12 protein-coding genes and 2 pseudogenes are annotated in these 18,354 nt (G+C 46.1%); 12 read left to right on the plus strand and 2 right to left on the minus strand.

Annotation, left to right across the window (positions count from 1 at the left end):
- Positions 1-212: 212 nt before the first annotated feature.
- On the minus strand, positions 213-668 hold the full coding sequence (locus tag L4D19_RS02500) for a methylated-DNA--[protein]-cysteine S-methyltransferase (protein ID WP_428451035.1): 456 nt from the start codon (positions 666-668) through the stop codon (positions 213-215).
- Positions 665-2,041, minus strand: a complete 1,377-nt coding sequence (locus tag L4D19_RS02505; RefSeq protein WP_428451036.1) for an AlkA N-terminal domain-containing protein — start codon at positions 2,039-2,041, stop codon at positions 665-667. Before L4D19_RS02505 ends, L4D19_RS02500 begins: the two co-directional genes overlap by 4 nt.
- Before the next feature lie 687 nt (positions 2,042-2,728).
- Between L4D19_RS02505 and L4D19_RS02510 the strand changes: the two genes are divergently transcribed.
- From L4D19_RS02510 to L4D19_RS02565, 12 genes and pseudogenes are all read left to right on the plus strand, one after another.
- Positions 2,729-3,172: a PTS sugar transporter subunit IIA gene (locus L4D19_RS02510; protein WP_428451037.1), complete on the plus strand. Its 444-nt coding sequence runs from the start codon at positions 2,729-2,731 to the stop codon at positions 3,170-3,172.
- A gap of 13 nt (positions 3,173-3,185) precedes the next feature.
- Positions 3,186-4,592: a PTS mannitol transporter subunit IIBC gene (locus L4D19_RS02515; protein ID WP_428451038.1), complete on the plus strand. Its 1,407-nt coding sequence runs from the start codon at positions 3,186-3,188 to the stop codon at positions 4,590-4,592.
- A gap of 46 nt (positions 4,593-4,638) precedes the next feature.
- Positions 4,639-5,910 (plus strand): zinc-binding dehydrogenase, encoded by a 1,272-nt coding sequence (locus L4D19_RS02520; RefSeq protein ID WP_428451039.1) that lies wholly within the window; start codon positions 4,639-4,641, stop codon positions 5,908-5,910.
- Positions 5,911-5,968: 58 nt separating this feature from the next.
- On the plus strand, positions 5,969-6,487 hold the full coding sequence (locus L4D19_RS02525; protein ID WP_428451395.1) for an MltR family transcriptional regulator: 519 nt from the start codon (positions 5,969-5,971) through the stop codon (positions 6,485-6,487).
- 9 nt (positions 6,488-6,496) lie between these two features.
- A complete protein-coding gene (locus L4D19_RS02530) occupies positions 6,497-7,231 on the plus strand; it encodes a nucleoside/nucleotide kinase family protein (RefSeq protein WP_428451040.1) in 735 nt (244 codons plus the stop codon).
- 38 nt (positions 7,232-7,269) lie between these two features.
- On the plus strand, positions 7,270-8,016 hold the full coding sequence (locus L4D19_RS02535) for a phosphatase (RefSeq protein WP_428451041.1): 747 nt from the start codon (positions 7,270-7,272) through the stop codon (positions 8,014-8,016).
- A 27-nt stretch (positions 8,017-8,043) separates the two neighbouring features.
- A complete protein-coding gene (gene tkt, locus L4D19_RS02540) occupies positions 8,044-10,050 on the plus strand; it encodes a transketolase (RefSeq protein ID WP_428451042.1) in 2,007 nt (668 codons plus the stop codon).
- A 552-nt stretch (positions 10,051-10,602) separates the two neighbouring features.
- On the plus strand, positions 10,603-11,493 hold the full coding sequence (locus tag L4D19_RS02545) for a site-specific integrase (RefSeq protein WP_428451043.1): 891 nt from the start codon (positions 10,603-10,605) through the stop codon (positions 11,491-11,493).
- A pseudogene (locus L4D19_RS02550) lies at positions 11,490-12,543 on the plus strand (IS91 family transposase). The gene L4D19_RS02545 and the pseudogene L4D19_RS02550 overlap by 4 nt, the downstream one beginning before the upstream one ends.
- Before the next feature lie 867 nt (positions 12,544-13,410).
- On the plus strand, positions 13,411-16,890 hold the full coding sequence (locus tag L4D19_RS02555) for an nSTAND1 domain-containing NTPase (protein ID WP_428451044.1): 3,480 nt from the start codon (positions 13,411-13,413) through the stop codon (positions 16,888-16,890).
- Positions 16,891-16,987: 97 nt separating this feature from the next.
- A pseudogene (locus tag L4D19_RS02560) lies at positions 16,988-17,471 on the plus strand (transposase); the annotation flags it as partial.
- A 298-nt stretch (positions 17,472-17,769) separates the two neighbouring features.
- Complete coding sequence (locus L4D19_RS02565; protein WP_428451045.1) at positions 17,770-18,351, plus strand: hypothetical protein; 582 nt, start codon at positions 17,770-17,772, stop codon at positions 18,349-18,351.
- Positions 18,352-18,354: the final 3 nt, after the last annotated feature.

Here is an 18,354-nt window from a genome sequence, read left to right on the forward strand (position 1 = left end):
ATGGAAAGCTTTGGAGATATATGACTGGTTTTAAGTAACCAGCCAGCCCACATTGTTATCTATTTGACTACAAGTAGTGATTACCGATCTAATTACAAAGCGTTAACATTTCGTTAACCCAGTCACCTTTTGATACAATTATCACTACTTCAACGTCGATGTAGTCAGTCACAAACACCAAAATATCCCTACTTTTTGGCAGACTTTTGTCCTCAGTCACCGCACTTTTCATGCTCCAGTAACCAGACTTTCAAATCCAGCCCGCCGGCATAACCGGTTAGCTTACCGGAACTACCAATAACCCTATGACAGGGAACAATGATCGGGATCGGGTTTCTACCGTTTGCGGCTCCGACCGCCCTCACCGCCTTGGGGTTACCGATGCGGTTGGCGATATCGCCATACGAACACGTTTCGCCATATGGGATATGGTTAAGCGCCTGCCAAACCTGACGTTGAAAATCAGTACCATTCATTTTAAGCGGCACGTCAAAATCTTGTATTTCACCGTTAAAATATGCCACTAACTGCTCGCAACATTGGCGAGAAACAGCATTGGGTGTTTCGCTGCTATCCGGATTGGCATCAAATTCAATGGCCACCACCGCCGATTCATCGGCAACGATATTCAGCCAGCCGATTGGTGTCTGCAACAGTTGGTTGTTCATGACAAAGTGCTCCATAAATACAAAGTTAAATAACTACGCCACGGGGCGGCGAGTGAATCGTCAATAGGGTTGGGTAATACGGCCAGCGCTTTCTTTATGCCCAAATCACTGACCAGATAGATATCAGGCTCGCTGAGTCCTCGCATCCTCATATAATCCACCGTCCACGGTCCGATACCCGGCAAGGCCAGCAAGCTTTTGGCGTCATCTAGCGGATTGCTTTCGGCAAAGGCCGAGAAATTCCTCAACGTATCCCGCCTGCGTTGTGGCATACCAAGCTGTTCCAAATCAAACTGGCTCACCTGGGCCGGTTCGGGAAAATAACGATAATCGCCATCATTGCGAGGATTAAAGTCCACGAACCGACTCACCAGATTACGTGCCGCCTTGACTGACACCTGCTGGCCGAGTATCGCCCGAATCCCTGCCTCATACGAACTCCAGATCCCCGGCAGGCGAACCCCAGTCATCTCAAGCTGTTCGCAATCCAGAGCCTGTAGCAACTGCTGCTCTATCAACAACGAGTCCGCATCCAAATCGAGGCAGCGGCGAATCGTCTTGATCACCCGGGGAAGGTATTTCAAATCGCTAAGGTGTATCTCGACATGAAATACCGATTTCCCTTCATCATGCGTTGCGGTGAAGCGACCGGTACAGTCATCGTATTGAAAGGTCCGGCCGTAGCTTTTCTCATCCAGCCACTCCAGACCGGGGATCAGACGTGATGCGTAAAACTGCTGCAGATAGTCCCAGTTATACGGCGGGCGGTAGGCAAGCGACAGGCAGATCCCTTTCCCCGCCTCAAGCGTCGACTTTTGCTGCTTGCGGATCTGGGACGGAGTCAGGGAAAACTGCTGCTTGAAGCAATCATTGAATCGACGAATGCTGTTAAAACCGCACGCCAACGCGACATCCGTTACCGGCATACGGGTATCATGCAACAGCTTTTTTGCCAGCAGGCATTGCTGATACAAACTGTAGGATTTGGGGGACAGGCCAACTTGCTCAACAAACAACTGGCGAAGATACCGCTCGGTGATCCCCAACCTGTCTGCAAGATGAGTCAGCGGTTGCTCCGTCAGCGCCCCTTCATCTATCAGGCGTAGTGCCCGGTTTAAGGTCGCATTCTTGCCCAGCCAGGCCGGCGAGCCTGGCGCACTGTCTGGTCGACAGCGCAAGCACGGCCGGTATCCCGCATTGGCCGCAGCAACCGCTGTCGGAAAATATTCGACATTCTTTTCTTTGGGTGCAGGAGCCGGGCAAATTGAACGGCAATAGATACCTGTGGTTTTCACGGCGGTAAAAAACAAACCATCATAACGGGTATCTCTTGCTAATCTGGCCTGCTGACATTGAAGTGGGGTCATATCCATGACTGAACTCTCGACGACTTATCTACTGCTAAGTCTAAAGACTTTCGAGAGCAAGACTAGCCAGAATCGGAACTGAACCCTGATTTAGTGCCTACGATGAAACACCAGCAAAATATACAACCAAACTCCTTTTTGAACATAAGCGCGTTATAGCTATTGCTCTATTTCGTTTCGCCCCCACTGTTATTTTCCCTTTGTCAGAGAATAGTGAAAAAGCTTATCAGGCAGCAGAACCACCTAGTTTGGCCAATTAGGTAGGGGAAGGGGCCATTTCGCCCTGCAGCTAAATAAATTTCACAAATTTGGTTATTAAATAACAGGTGATAATTTCCTCGCTGAACCTTAGCTAAACAGCATATGAAATCCGTTGAAAACTTCTAAAATCCGCAATAAAACAAATCGAACTACCTCAAACTTTCAACCTGCACAATTAGCAAAACAAGACATCAATCACATTGAGCGAAATAAATTAAATTCCCAGTAATTTGATCAACTTCTAATTTCACCTATTGATTTGTAACTCAGATAAAAAATGAAAATTAATTTCCTTGTCAATTTGAGATCAGACAAATAAAAGCCCTATTGACACCAAAATTAATTAGATCTGAGTCACAAAAATCGGCCATTTGCTTCTTTAATCCGCTTGTATTGATAATAACCCCAACAACGAAAAACAGGGTTAAAGACATGCTATACGATTTAATTGATCACGAATTAGTGGATGTCATCAATGACGGAACATACCAATGGCAAGAAGCTGTAAGGAAAACAACTGACTACCTTGAGCAACGTGGCTACGTATCTAATCAGTATGCCGATGCCATTATCCAATCGACAAAAGAAAATGGTCCTTACTACGTTTTATGCCCAGGCCTAGCAATGCCTCATGCCCGACCTGAAACAGGGGTATTGAAAACAGGCCTTGGTATTCATGTTTTCCCGTCCCCTGTTGATTTTGGCTCTGACCTCGGTCCTGCCAATGTCCTTATCACTTTAGCAGCAAAAGACTCTGATACCCACATTGAAGTGATTCAAGCCTTGAGCGAGATGTTTGTGGATGAAGAGAACATTGAAAAACTAGCCCAAGCTTCTTCCAAAGAACAAGTGCTGGACATAATAAAAGCGTACTAAGAAGGAACATAACGTGAAAGCAAACATGCGAGCTAATGTGCAAGCCTTTGGGGGTCACTTGACCGCCATGGTATTGCCAAACATCGGGGCCTTTATTGCCTGGGGCTTTATTACCGCACTTTTTATCCCGACAGGTTGGATGCCGAACGAAGCCTTTGGTGAACTTGTTGGCCCAATGATCACCTACTTGCTTCCCCTACTGATTGGTTACACCGGTGGTCAGATTATCGGTGACAAGCGCGGTGCGGTAGCCGGTGCCATTGGTACCATGGGTGTTATCGTCGGTGCAGACATCCCAATGTTTGTCGGTGCGATGATCATGGGTCCACTGAGCGCATGGGTCGTGGTGCAAATGGATAAGCGTATCCAGCATCGCATTCCTTCGGGCTTCGAGATGGTGGTCAACAACTTCTCACTAGGTATTGTCGGCATGATCCTGTGCTTGTTCGCCTACGAGATTGTGGGCCCTGCAGTCACAGCCGCTAACCTTTTTGTTAAATCAGGCATCGAAGCGCTAGTTGCAACCGGCTTCCTACCACTACTGGCGATTATCAACGAACCCGCCAAGGTACTGTTCCTGAACAACGCGATTGACCAAGGGATCTATTACCCACTGGGTCTACAAGCAGCAGCAGAAACCGGCAAATCTATTTTCTTCATGGTGGCATCTAACCCAGGCCCAGGTCTCGGTATGTTGCTGGCTTACGCGAAATTCGGCCAAGGCCTAAGTAAGCGCTCAGCACCAAGTGCCATCATCATCCACTTCTTCGGCGGTATCCACGAGCTTTACTTCCCATACGTGCTGATGAAGCCAATCATGATTGTGGCAATGATTGCAGGTGCTGCAACCGGTATCGCAACCTTCAACCTACTAGATGCAGGTCTGGTAGCGGGACCTAGCCCAGGCTCTATCTTCTCTTACTTGGCACTGACACCAAAAGGCAGCTTCATCGCAACCATTGCCGGTGTGGTATCTGCAACAGTGGTTTCCTTCCTAGTCGCCAGTGCGATTCTGAAGATGAGCAAGTCAGAAGATAAAGAGAGCGAGTTCGAACAATCTGTCACTGACATGAAAGACATGAAAGCTGAAGGTGCGGTAAAACCAGCGGCAACAGCAACAACAGCTCAAGCAGAAGCTAAGCCAATCCAGTTCGTCGCCTTCGCTTGTGATGCGGGAATGGGCTCCAGTGCGATGGGTGCCTCAACCTTCAAACGCAAACTAACCAAAGCGGGAATTGATATTGAGGTGAAGAACTTCGCTATCGAAAAAGTCCCAAGTGACGCTGATATCGTGGTGACCCACGAGAGCCTTGAGAACCGAGCGGTCAACGCAACAGGGCTACCAGTCATCACTATCAAAAACTTCCTGAACGACCCTGCTCTTGATGAGCTGATGGTAACTATCGAACAACAAGCTTAACAATTGCATTATAGGGCGGTCCGCCGCCCTACTTTGGAGAGAAATCATGGTACAAACAACGGCAGCGGTTATCTGTGGCGAAAAAGATGTTCAACTAAGAACGTTTGAATTACCAACCATTTCACCAGACGAACTACTGGTAAAGAACATTTCCAACAGCATCTGTCTATCGACTTACAAAGCGGCTCTACTAGGTACTAAGCACAAGCGTGTACCAGAAAATATCGCTGAAGTACCAGTGATGACAGGCCACGAATACGCAGGCATCATTGTTGAAGTGGGTGAGAACCTAAAAGACAAGTTCACTGCTGGTGACTCCTTTGTTCTTCAGCCTGCGATGGGCCTGCCATCTGGCTACTCTGCCGGTTACAGCTACGAGACCTTCGGCGGCAATGCCACCTACTCTATCATTCCGAAAATCGCTATCGACCTAGGCTGTGTCCTGCCATACAAAGGCGAGTACTTTGCTGATGCTTCACTGGCTGAGCCGATGTCTTGCATCATCGGGGCTTACCACGCCAGCTACCACACTACGCCGTATGTTTACGAGCACGAGATGGGTATCAAAGAAGGCGGTTCACTTGCCCTACTTGCCTGTGCTGGCCCTATGGGTATCGGTGCGATTGATTACGCCATCAATGGCCCGGTTAAACCAAGAATCATTGTAGTGACCGACATTGATCAAGCCCGTCTTGATCGCGCTGAAAGCCTGATCCCTGTAAGCAAAGCGCAAGAAAAAGGCATCGCGCTGCACTATGTGAATACCGCGAAAGTGGACGATCCTGTTGAGTATCTGAAATCGCTCAACGACGGTCAGGGCTACGATGATGTGATGGTATACGCCGCCGTTTCGCAGGTATTGGAACAAGCCGATGAGCTCCTAGGCAACGATGGCTGCCTAAACTTCTTTGCCGGCCCAACAGACAAGAAATTCAAAGTCCCGTTCAACTTCTACAACGTGCACTACGAAGCAACTCATATTGTGGGTACCTCGGGCGGTTCGACAGGCGATATGATTGAATCAATCGACTTGTCTTCTGACCACTTAATCAACCCATCATATATGATCACTCATGTTGGTGGCCTACAAGCGGCACCGCATACGATTTTGAACCAACTGGAGATCCCTGGCGGCAAAAAGCTTATTTACCCGCACATTGATCTTCCGCTGACTGCTATTGACGACTTTATGTCACTTGCTGATCAAGACCCATTCTTCGCTGAATTGGACGCTATTCTAAAAGCCAACAACTATGTGTGGAACGAACACGCAGAAAAAGCGTTACTAGAGTTTTATGACGTGAGCTTAGCGGTTTAGTTACAACGAATTTGTGTGGTAGCCTTTGCGCTGCCACATAATGAAGAGGTCACAAACGTTGTCACGTGAACATGAATTACTAAAGAAACTGGAAAAGTGCGATAACGCTACTTCGTTTCTTCAGATTTCGAACAAAATAATAAACCTCAAGTTAAAAGCATTGCTCCCTAAAGTCTTCGTCCAGGACGAATTAGTGATGGAGTATGCTGTGGAGCCATTACTACGGGAAGACGGCCCGTTGGTAACCACTGATGTCGTCTCTAAACTAATGTTCGCTATGGGTAAAATTTCTTTAGAAACCTATGCCGATATTGGTTTGTATAACCAAACCTTGGAGTATGCCTCGTCTGTTTCAGACAAAATCTCTTACGGTGATGATGTTATTTACGACTTCATAAAAAGCCAATCGGTGATCTCGACACAGCAAGACGGCTTTTATCTTGAGTCCATTAACAAATTAAAGTTTTCTTCTTTCGAAGCCTTTTCGCAGATGAGATATGAATCTCTGATCAAAACAGTGCTTAACCTTTCTTGTGAGCTGTTAATTGAAAATATCGAAAGAGAGATAAAACAGTGAGGCTTCACAATGAAAGTAAATTTAAACATCAGTGGATTCGACACCGAAGCCGTATTTCCCGATAAAGATATCGAAACCATCCACCAGCCACTAGTTGAAAAATTCACTCGCCTTTATAAAGAAACGCAACAACGCGTTGTTATTTTTCTCAGTGCGCCTCCAGGAAGTGGAAAATCAACACTTGCCGCCTTTTGGGAATATTTATCAGAACAGGATGAACACCTGGAACCCTTGCAAGTATTGCCTTTTGATGGCTTTCATTACCCCAATGAAATTCTCGACAACAACAGTATTGAGCGAAACGGAGAACGTGTTTCCCTACGCAGTATTAAAGGCTCATACGAAACCTTCAATTTGACCGAGCTTATCGACAAGCTGAAACAACTTAAAATCAACGACCCCAAGTGGCCCTACTACGACCGGAACCTGCATGATCCGGTTGATGATGCCATTGAGGTCACGCGTAATATCATTGTGGTGGAAGGTAACTGGTTGTTGCTGGATGAGCCAGTTTGGCAAGGACTGCATAAGTTCGCCGACTTCTCTGTATTCCTCGACACCAAAGCGGAATTCCTGCAAGAGCGCTTGGTCAACAGGAAGGTTCGAGGCGGCAGTTCGCCAGAAGATGCCTTGGCATTTTACCACCAATCAGATGCGGTCAATGTCGAAAAAGTTCTCAACCATTCCATCAAAGCCGATTTGAATTTGTTTATGAACCGCGACGGTTCATTTGAAATTCAATAAGCAGTCCACCTCTGAAAGCCCCGAACTAGGAGATCACTATGGATATCGTGATTGATAGCCACACCCATACCATTGCCAGTGGACATGCTTACAGCACCATTATTGAAAATGCCCAAGCCGCGAAAAATAAAAACCTGAAATTGCTTTGCACCACCGACCATGCCCCGGAAATGCCTGGCGCTCCCCACTATTGGCATTTCAATAACCAACGGATTTTGCCCCGCTTCTTGCATGGTATCGGGATCTTGCGTGGTGTCGAAGCAAATACTCTCAATATGAAAGGTGAAATCGACCTGCCACCATCGACAGACCAGCACCTTGATTGGGTTATCACCAGCTTCCATGAACCCGTATTCAAGCCAGCGACAGAGGCTGAGCATACGGCAGCACTAGTCAATGTAATCAAAAGTGGCCGAGTCGATGTACTGGGACACTTAGGCAATCCCAATTACCCATTCGACATTGAGCAGGTGCTAAGTTGTGCCAAGGAGCATAACGTGGCGGTTGAGGTCAACAACACGTCACTGACCGGCAAGAGCCGCAAAGGCAGCGACGTTCGTTGCAGCAACATTGTCGAGATCGGCAAAGAGATCGGCGTATATTTCACGACTGGCTCCGATGCCCACTTCAACGAAGAAATTGCCCGGCTCGATCTCGCCATCGCCTTGTTGGAAAAGCACGGTGTTAATGAAGAACAGATCCTGACGACATCGACCAGCCGCTTCCTGAACTTCCTTCTACTTCGCGGCAAACCAGAAATCACAGAATTCGCAGCTTTATACTAATTTAGATTGATCGATTGAGACCTAGAAATGAATAACACAAACAAACGTCTGGCTAATGCAGTTCGTGCCCTGAGCATGGATGGGGTACAACAAGCTAACTCTGGCCACCCGGGTGCGCCTATGGGTATGGCTGATATTGCCGAAGTACTGTGGCGTGGCCACATGAACCACAACCCGCAAAATCCTGAGTGGGCTGACCGCGACCGTTTCATACTATCTAACGGCCATGGTTCAATGCTGATCTACTCTCTGCTTCACCTTACTGGCTACGATCTGTCTATCGACGATCTGAAAAACTTCCGCCAGCTTCATTCGAAAACACCGGGTCACCCTGAATACGGTTATGCTCCGGGTGTTGAGACCACCACTGGGCCTCTAGGTCAGGGCATCACCAATGCAGTAGGTATGGCAATGGCTGAAAAAGCCATGACAGCCCAGTTCAACCGCGAAGGCCACGACATCGTCGACCACCACACTTACGTGTTTATGGGCGATGGCTGTCTGATGGAAGGTATCTCTCACGAGGCATGTTCGCTTGCCGGTACCCTAGGTCTTGACAAACTGATCGCGTTCTGGGATGACAACGGCATCTCTATCGACGGTGAGGTTGAAGGTTGGTTCTCTGACGATACGCCTAAGCGTTTCGAAGCATACGGCTGGCATGTGATCCCAGCAGTAGACGGGCACGATGCAGGCGCTATCAACGCGGCGATCATCGCTGCCAAAGCGGATCCTCGTCCAACACTTATCTGTACCAAGACCATCATCGGCTTTGGCTCGCCAAACAAAGCAGGCTCGCACGACTGCCACGGTGCACCACTAGGCCATGATGAAATCGCAGCGGCACGCGAGTTCCTCGGCTGGAACCACGGCCCATTTGAGATCCCATCTGATGTGTATGACCAGTGGGATGCCAAAGAAGCAGGTGCAGCCAAAGAAACAGAGTGGAATGCAAAGCTAGCAGCTTATGAAGCAGCTTACCCAGAGCTAGCGGCTGAGTTCAAACGCCGTATAAACGGTGAACTACCAGCGCAGTGGGAAGAGAAAGCGAACGCAATCATCGCAGATCTACAGGCAAATCCTGCCAACATCGCTTCACGTAAGGCTTCTCAAAACGCTCTAGAAGCTTTCGGTCAGATGCTTCCTGAGTTCATGGGCGGCTCTGCTGACCTTGCGCCTTCTAACCTGACGATGTGGTCTGCTTCTAAGTCGCTGGAAGCGAACGACTTCTCGGGTAACTACATCCACTACGGTGTCCGTGAGTTCGGCATGACCGCAATCATGAACGGTATTGCGCTGCACGGTGGTTTCGTACCATACGGCGCGACTTTCCTAATGTTCATGGAATATGCCCGTAACGCCATGCGTATGGCGGCACTGATGAAGGTGCAGAACATCCAGGTTTACACCCACGATTCTATCGGTCTGGGTGAAGATGGCCCGACTCACCAGCCGGTTGAGCAGATGGCATCTCTACGCCTAACGCCTAACATGAGCACATGGCGTCCATGTGACCAAGTTGAATCTGCCGTAGCATGGAAACTGGCTATCGAGCGTAAAGACGGCCCAACGTCTCTGATCTTCTCGCGCCAAAACCTAGCGCAGCAAGAACGTGATAAAGAGCAATTGGCGAACATCGCCAAGGGTGGTTACATCCTGAAAGACTGCGAAGGCAAACCAGAGCTTATCCTTATTGCTACTGGCTCTGAAGTGGAGCTAGCGGTAGAAGCGGCTGCGCAGCTAACCGCAGAAGGTAAGAAAGTACGCGTTGTTTCAATGCCATCTACCGATTTGTTCGACAAGCAAGATGCGGCTTACCGTGAAGCAGTTCTACCATCAGACGTCACTGCTCGTATTGCTATCGAAGCAGGTATTGCAGACTTCTGGTACAAGTACGTTGGCTTTGGCGGCAAGATCATCGGTATGACAACCTTCGGTGAATCAGCACCTGCAGATGAACTTTTAGAGATGTATGGTTTTACAAAGAGTAATGTACTAGACACCGCTAAACGGCTATTAGGCTTAAACCCCTAATTTAAAATATAAATATTACCTCGCATGAAGATGGCTAACTGATATACCGCCTTAGCCTCCCCTCGTCCAGTGCAACCAAAGCCCCCGGTTACCGGAGGCTTTGAAACGTAGTCTTTGCGTTATAACCGTGCGTGATTATTTCTTACGGCCTGCCCGGCAGGTCTTATTTCAGTGGTTGTGATGCGTGCAATAAAACATCAACATACTCCAATCAAACTATCAATAAGTTATGTCTAAAATTGCAGCAATAGTTAGCATAAGATTGCAGTAATAATTAGCAAAATGTTCATTCTACAAATAGAACTGTTGTAAATTTACCACTTTTAGAATTCATGCCTGAAGCTGTGATAATTTCCCTCAAGACTCCTCACATCTCAATTTGAATGAAGTAATTTAAATTAGAGCGATCATTGTCAACACTGCTCGCTTAACACACTTCTGGACATTTCTGCGCTGAACGAAGCCGCTGCGCGGCAGAATCAATGATCGCTGAAAGAACCTTACTCTTCAGTAACACCGCTATTCCAGCGGTGATTAACTGGAGACAGCATTATGACCCCTTCCGAAAGACAACGATTCGATGACTTATACCAACAACACCTCAACCAACTAAAACTGCAGAGCAAACGCCCAAAAACTATCGTAGCCTATTCCCTGGCTGTCCGGCGCATCACTGAGTATTTTGATCGCAGGCCCGACAAACTGACCATCGATGATCTGAGGCGCTACTTCAGCCAGCTCATCGGTACTGTATCCTGGAGCACTATCAAGCTCGACCGTTGCGGGCTGCAGTTTTTCTATAAACACACTCTGCATAAACAGTGGGAATGGATAGGTATTACCCCCCCCCCCAAAGTCACTCGGCTACCCAACATCATATCCCCAGAGCAAGTCGCCAGTGTGATTAACCACACGCGAGAGCCACGCTACCGGGTGTTATTCCTGGCCATCTACACCATGGGGCTACGGATCAACGAAGCGCTCAATATCACCATCCCAGATATTGATAGCCACACAATGCAAGTTCATATCCGCCATGCCAAGGGTGGAAAAGATCGGCTGGTGCCGCTGCCCACACGAACTCTTCATGCACTTCGCCGTTATTGGTGCACCCACCGCCACCCGACACTCATCTTCCCCAGCAAAGGGAAGTGCTGCGATAACGTCATGAACGACATGGGCCCCCAGAAAGCCCTAAAGCAAGTCCTCAAAGAATGCAGGATTTATAAGAGAATCACCCCACATTCGCTGCGACATTGTTTTGCCACCCACCTGCTTGAACAGGGGCTTGATCTCCGCTCCCTGCAAATCTTGCTTGGGCATAGCAGCCTGAATACCACAGCCCGCTACACACAAATGACCCAGCTTAAAGTGAACGATGCCAGGCAGGCCCTCAACCTGTTGGCTGACAGGCTCCATCTGGACTGGAAGCTGACACTATGAGCACCTTCATTGATTTACTCCGCCAATACCGCCATGAGCTCGAAGAGCAATACGGCAGTCGCTTCAGTAATGATATCCGCCGGGCTATCACCGCCATGCTGCAGTGTAAAACAGAGAAGCAGGGACTCTCCCAGTGGTATTGTTCACACTGCAATCATCATGACAGGCTGGCCTTATCCTGCGGCAACCGGCACTGTCCCCAGTGCCAGCACCGCACTACATCCGACTGGCTGGACAGGCAACAGCAGAAACTCCTGCCCGTTCAATATTACATGGTGACTTTCACCCTGCCTTATGAACTGAGGAGTCTTGCCCGATCTCACCCCAAGCCCCCTGTACCAGGCCATGTTCTCCGTTGCCTCAAACGTTTTAAAAGACTTCGCAAAAAGGCAGCGCAAAGGGGAGCTGGGGTTTACCATGGTTCTCCATACCCATAGCCGGCAACGCAACCTTCATCCTCATCTCCATGTTATCGTTGTAGGAGGACAATACGACTCAAAAAGATATCAATGGCATAAAGAGCAGAAGCGTTACCTGTTCAATGCCTTCGCACTGGCCAAGGTCTGGCGGGCCAGGTTGTTGGAAGTGATCAATCAAAATACACAAATGGCGTTGCCCCGGAACTTACCTGAAAAGTGGGTGGTTGACTGCCGGTGTGTCGGGTACGGTCTCCATGCGCTTCAGTACCTGTCCCGTTATCTCTACCGTGGCGTCCTACCAGACAAGGATATCAGCCGGATCAGCGATAGTGATGTCACCTTCCGTTACCTTGACGGTCGAACCAATGAAAGAAAGACACGGACACTGCCGGTACTGAAGTTCCTGTGGCTTATCCTGCAACATGTCCTCCCTAAAGGCATGCAGCGCGTGAGGGACTATGGCTTCCTGAGAGGAAACGCCAGGCAACTGCGCATCCAGATCCAGTTGCTCTTTTTACCTGGGCTATATCTCACCCCATCAATGGGGAAAACGGTGAAACAAAAAACAATGCGGCCGTGCCCTTGCTGCCAACATGATATGGCTTGCGTGGGGATCAGCCGACCGAGTTAGCCGAAAGGCAGGCATAATAAGAATAATGGCTTCAATATGAAACCTAGGAGGTGTACCAAATATGCTTAAAAGTCATAGCATTACGGGCGTGATACTACTCTGAATCACGCCAGGACTCTGTTCGTCCTTAAAAAACGGTTAATCCCGTCCCCACCCAGCAATCAAAACTGGAATTTACTATAAAGAAGCTGCTCGGGCTTGTTCAACTCTGAATAAAGCTGTCGGCTACGCGACAGCTATTCTTATTTGTTAGTGCTTTTGATCTAACTTGTCCACTACCGATGAGAAAAAGTATCTTGAAACCTAGCAACTCCCTTTTTCGATCAGTAAAGTGATAGGAAAATCGGGAATTGCAACTCTATAAGTCAAACATCGCATACCCCTCACCCTTGATGGGTTGACTACCAGCTGTGGCACTATTCGACTTAATTGGTTGTTTTTCGAACGAACACTTCTCTTCTCATTCGTGGTGCAATGTGGCAACGAAACCCTAAAGCACCATTTTTCCAAAATGATCGCGGAGAGCCTTACGGGCTATCTCCGAGAGTGAAGGGAAGTAGTGATTTTCTACCGCGCCCTATGAACGATAAATTTAAAAAATGGTCGCAAAAACATCGTTACATCAGTCGACTCTGATTAAGCAGAAGATATCTATCTAGAGCTAATTTCTGTTCTAAATCAATTAAATTGAATTCAGCTATGATAGTGTTTATTGCATAATTCGCTTTAGATGACGCTGTTACTTAACCATTCTGATTAAATTATATAAACGACAGATATAAAGTCTGTCAACATGGTTTCAGCGTTTAAAACAAAAAAGCCAGTTCGCTAGTTTTCTTATCTGTGAATAACCGGAAAGGAATAACGATGTATATCCTTCTGTCGAGCCTTAAGACAGTTTACCAGGTTACCACTCGCGGCCAGCGCCCATCAGGTAACGATGTTTCAACTCCAGCCCAAGCCAGCTTCTATCCACAACTGACAAAAGTATTGGCGCAGCAGCGGCAATTCGAATCACAGCAAACACACCTTAATGCTGCAGCTCAGGCCGCCTTCGCTGCACTGAATCCGCTGGATCGGTTAGTTCGTAAATTTAAAATCAGTCTGGACCTTACGTCATCCAATGATTCCGGTATTAGCTTTGAAGGATCAAGCAGTAGTGCTGGTCTGGGTTATGCCCTAGCTCTGGCTTTGGCTTATCGCGAACAGTTGGGTAAGACACATGATGTAAACCCTTTTGTGTTCGCCACTGGGGAGGTTTATGGCTCCGGTGAAGTTCATGCCATTGGTCATCTTGAAACTAAGGTGAAAGCGGCCTGCCACTTTATGGCTCAGCTTGAACACTTCGGAGAGACTTTTGTCATTACTTATCCTAAAGCTAATGATGCCGAACTTTCAGACGATCTCAGACAAATGGTAGAAGCACAAGGCGGTAAGTTACTTCCTATTACTCGTATACAGGAAGTGCTTACTTTCTTGCTAGGAGATGAATACGATGGTGAACCGGAAGGGCACTGTGAACCCTTTAAAGGTTTAGCCAGCTTTGAGTTTCGTGATCAGTTCCGATTCTTTGGCCGTGACCGGGCTATTGAAAAACTCAAAGGTGATTATGATACCAGTGAGGGGTTACTTATTGTCACTGGTGTATCTGGATCCGGTAAATCCAGTCTGGTTAAAGCCGGTCTGCTCCCTGCGCTGAAAAAAGAAGCCTCTAATACTAACTGGTTGATCACTGAACCTAAATTGCACAGCTCTAGAGTAGGTTTGCTCTCTTATCTGCTGGAAAGAACTCCTAAACTTGTATTGGAGCAAAAGCCAATGGAGTTAGCAGGGACTCTTCTGGAGCAACCAGAAAAAGCTCAAACGTTAGTAACATATAAAGACGTGGAAGAAAAAGCAGTTTCTCCCCTACTCTGGTACATCGACCAATATGAAGATACCCTGAATCTCTATCAGGATACATCCATTGATTTCACTATCTTCAGTTCAGTGTTAGATTCGCTGGCAAAAGCAGTTCCATGGTTAAGAGTAGTGGTTTCTATTCGTTCTGAATATTTTGAGCCTTTGGAGCAAGCAGGTAGTTATGCTTCCAGCTTGGTATCTAAAACCATAGCTGCAGAAGATTGGAGGGCTATTGTACATAAACAGGCCGCCTATTTTGGACTGAAATATGACGATGGCTTAGAAGAGCAAATTATTAATGAAGCGCTGAATGTTAATCACGCACTGCCAGCAGTGGAATACCTGCTGACCAGCATGTATGAGCTCGCAAAAGAGCAAGATCCTCACGCAAGAAAGCTCACATACGCACATTATGAACATTACACCATCAACTGTCTGCGAGGAGTTATTGCCGCTCAAGCTGAAAAAGTAATGGAGCGTCACGGCGGTTTATCCGATGAATTTTTTGAGTACTTCATTGGCAGTAATACTGAGGGCCAAGTATACGCACGGAGTGTACCATTGAATGAAATCAGGGAAAACCGACCTGAGTTATATAAGCTTGTCCAGGAGATGATTCAGGCTCAGTTAGTCATTGAAAGTCAGTATCAAGACCAGCAAAGCCAACCAAAATATACCACTTTCGTTAAATTGGCTCACGACTGTCTGTTTAACAATGAGTCCCAAAGTATAGAGAATTACAACGGATACTGGAAACGTCTGCAAGGCTGGCTTCAAAGCAGAAAAAAGTATCTGCTCTGGCTGGCGAATAATGAAAGTCGCTTCAATGAGTGGCAAAAAGAACGTAGATTTCAGAAAAATCCAGGTAGGGATTTAGACAGGATAGATTCGGATTACCTGCTCGATAACTTCGCTCTTGATGAGGGTAACAGCTACTTAAGTGACGACCTAATAGCCCGAAAAGAACTACGGCAATACATTACGCTCTCACAGCAGAATCATGCTCAGTTAGAAAAACTGGAATCTAAAAAGCAAAGGCGGCGTTTCAATATTGCATTATTTTTAATCATAATAGCTTCTGGTTTTGCAGTGCTTGCTAGGGTAAAGTGGATAGAAGCAGCAACACAGACACAGTTAGTTATAGAGGCGAAGAATCAAGAACAGAAAGAGAAAGAACGTGCTGAGCAACAAACACTGTTAGCAATAAAAGCAAGAGATCAAGCAGAAGCAGAAAGGAAGCGTACAGAAGTTCAAAAGCTGAAAGCTGAAGAGCAGACAAGGATTGCAAAGAAGCAGAAAAAAATAGCAGAACAACAAACTAGAGTCGCTGAGAAACAGAAAGAACGGGCTGAAGATTTACTAAGTAAAGTTAAAAATAATCTTGATTTTATGAACTTTAGTTTAAGAAATACACTCATTAAATATGCGCCTGTTACAGAAAGAAATAAAGTCATAAAACAAGTCGATACACTGCTTGACGCACTTAATGGTTACGGTGCATCTATTAAACCAGAAGATTACAACAGAAGTCGTGCAATAGCCTTGACTAATAAAGTAGAGCTAATGCTTAAGAATGGCAGCACAGATTTTAAGTCAGCTTTGCCATTAATTTTAGAATCACGTAAACTTATGAGAGAGAACGCGAGCAATTCTCCTGAAAATATAGGTTACCAAGCGGATCTTGCAATATCATGCGAAAAGGTAGGAGATATTTACCTTCTCTTCGGACAAGCTGATAATGCATTAAAATCTTACAGAGAGAGCTTAATTATACGTAAAAAAATCAATTCATCGCACCCAAATAATCGCAATTACTTGTATAGTTTGGCAATGTCGCATCAGAAGATGGGGGATGCTTATAATGAAAAAAAAATGCTAAACCAAGCACTATCCGAGTTTCGAAACAATTTAAGCATACGACAGAGCTTGGCTAAAGTTCATCCAGAAGACGTTATTTATCAACGTAGTCTAGTTGTAGCAAATGGTAGATTAGGTAAAACATATCTGAAACTAGGGCAAAATAATTTAGCGTTGGAAGTTTACAAAACAAATCTTGATACAATCAGTAATTTTGTCCAGTTATTCCCGAGCAATGTGCAGTACCTACGAGATCAGGCAGTAGCCAATATGGACATGGGTAAAGTATATGACATTTTTGGGGAAACAGAATTAGCATTAGCAAGCTATCAGCAGGCTTCTCATATTCAGAAGAAACTCTTAAAATCAGACCCTAATAACACTATGTATCAAAGAGACTTATCTGTTACAGAATATGCAATTGGTGATTTGCATACCAAACTAGGGCAAATAAATATAGCATTTTCTTATTATAAGAATAGTTTTCGTATTAGGGAAATGCTTGTTAATACACATCCAAATATTCTGAAGTACAAATATGACTTAGTAAACATTACTAAACGCATGCAAGAGTTGAGGCTAAAGTAAGTTACCAGCTTGATGATTACCCCTATAAACACTCTGAATCGATTAGCCTTCTCTAGACACGAATTTGCTTTACAATTCTGTGTCCTGAGGAGGAACAATGAACAAGCGATTTACCGAAGAATTTAAGATCCAAGCCGTCAATCAAATTACCGAGCAAGGCTACTCTGTCTCAAGCGTCTCTAAGCGCCTTGGTGTTTCCACTCATAGCTTATACGCTTGGATAAAGAGCTACAGGCAACCGGCTATATTCAAGGAAGAATCGAATCAACAATCTGAGATCAGTCGCCTAAAGGCTGAACTTAAGCGAGTCACTGAAGAGAGGGATATTCTAAAAAAGCCGCCGCGTACTTTGCCAGGGAGTCAGGCTAAGATACGCATTTATTCGAGAGCACTCAGATCATTACCCTGTTTGACGCTTATGCCAGATGCTCAAAGTCCACCATAGTGGTTACTATGCTTAGCTTAAAGAATCGGTATCAGCTCGTTCAAAAGAAGATCAGAGGATAACGGGACTTATTAAACAGGCATGGCTTGAAAGTGGCTGCGTATACGGTTACCGCAAAATTCATGATGACTTACGTGTGACCTAAGAGGTTCGATGCCTACTCATACCGGTTCTACTTGTTCTAAGGTGTCTCATGTCTTTTAAGGCACTTCAGACATCGACTCGAATGCTGTAAGAGGTCCCCTGCTATTTTCATTAGTATTTTTATTTTTTATCACCCTCTGTTCGTTTTTCAATAAAAAGAGCGTTTATCTAAGTAAGGGGGTACCAACCTCCCTTGCATACCTAAATCACCATTCAAGAATAAGCCACACTGCCCAAGTACTAAGTGGTGCATGTGAGCTTACTCGAGTCTACTTAATAAGGAAGAAACTATGTCTTACTTTGACAAAGTAACCAACGCTGCCACGCGTTGGTGGTTCGCTTACAGTGAACCGTATCAGAGGCTTCTAGCACAGGTCAAAATTATCTGGCAGTTTTCATCGTTGCTAGCTATTTATATTAGTGTTGTAGGGATACTACTTACATTACTTTGCTTAGGAACAGCCATCATTCTTGCCGGTGACCTTAGCTACTTTTTGTATTCTGCAGCAGAAGATCGCAACCTGATTGATGTAGTACAGGCTCTCGGTATTGCATGGATCGCTCTCGATTTTCTCATCAACATATCACTTATCACCTTGCTCGTGTTTATCGTGTACTCACTAAGAATCGGTATTTCACCTATGTGCTTAGTGATTGACGATTGCATCTACCGAATGAAGCAATCTATTTATATGCCCTTTATGTACTTTGCACCTCTGTTCGCTTTCTTGCTGCTCCTCTACACAGCAGGGGATGGCCCCATGTTCACCTTTTCTGATTACTGGTATGGCGTAGTAACCATTGCCCTTCTAACTACAACCATCGGTTATGTCGTAGGCATCACCGCTTTAGTTCAAAAAGTTTGGAGATAACAC

It is taken from the genome of Photobacterium kasasachensis (assembly GCF_050336885.1).
GTDB lineage: Bacteria > Pseudomonadota > Gammaproteobacteria > Enterobacterales > Vibrionaceae > Photobacterium > Photobacterium kasasachensis.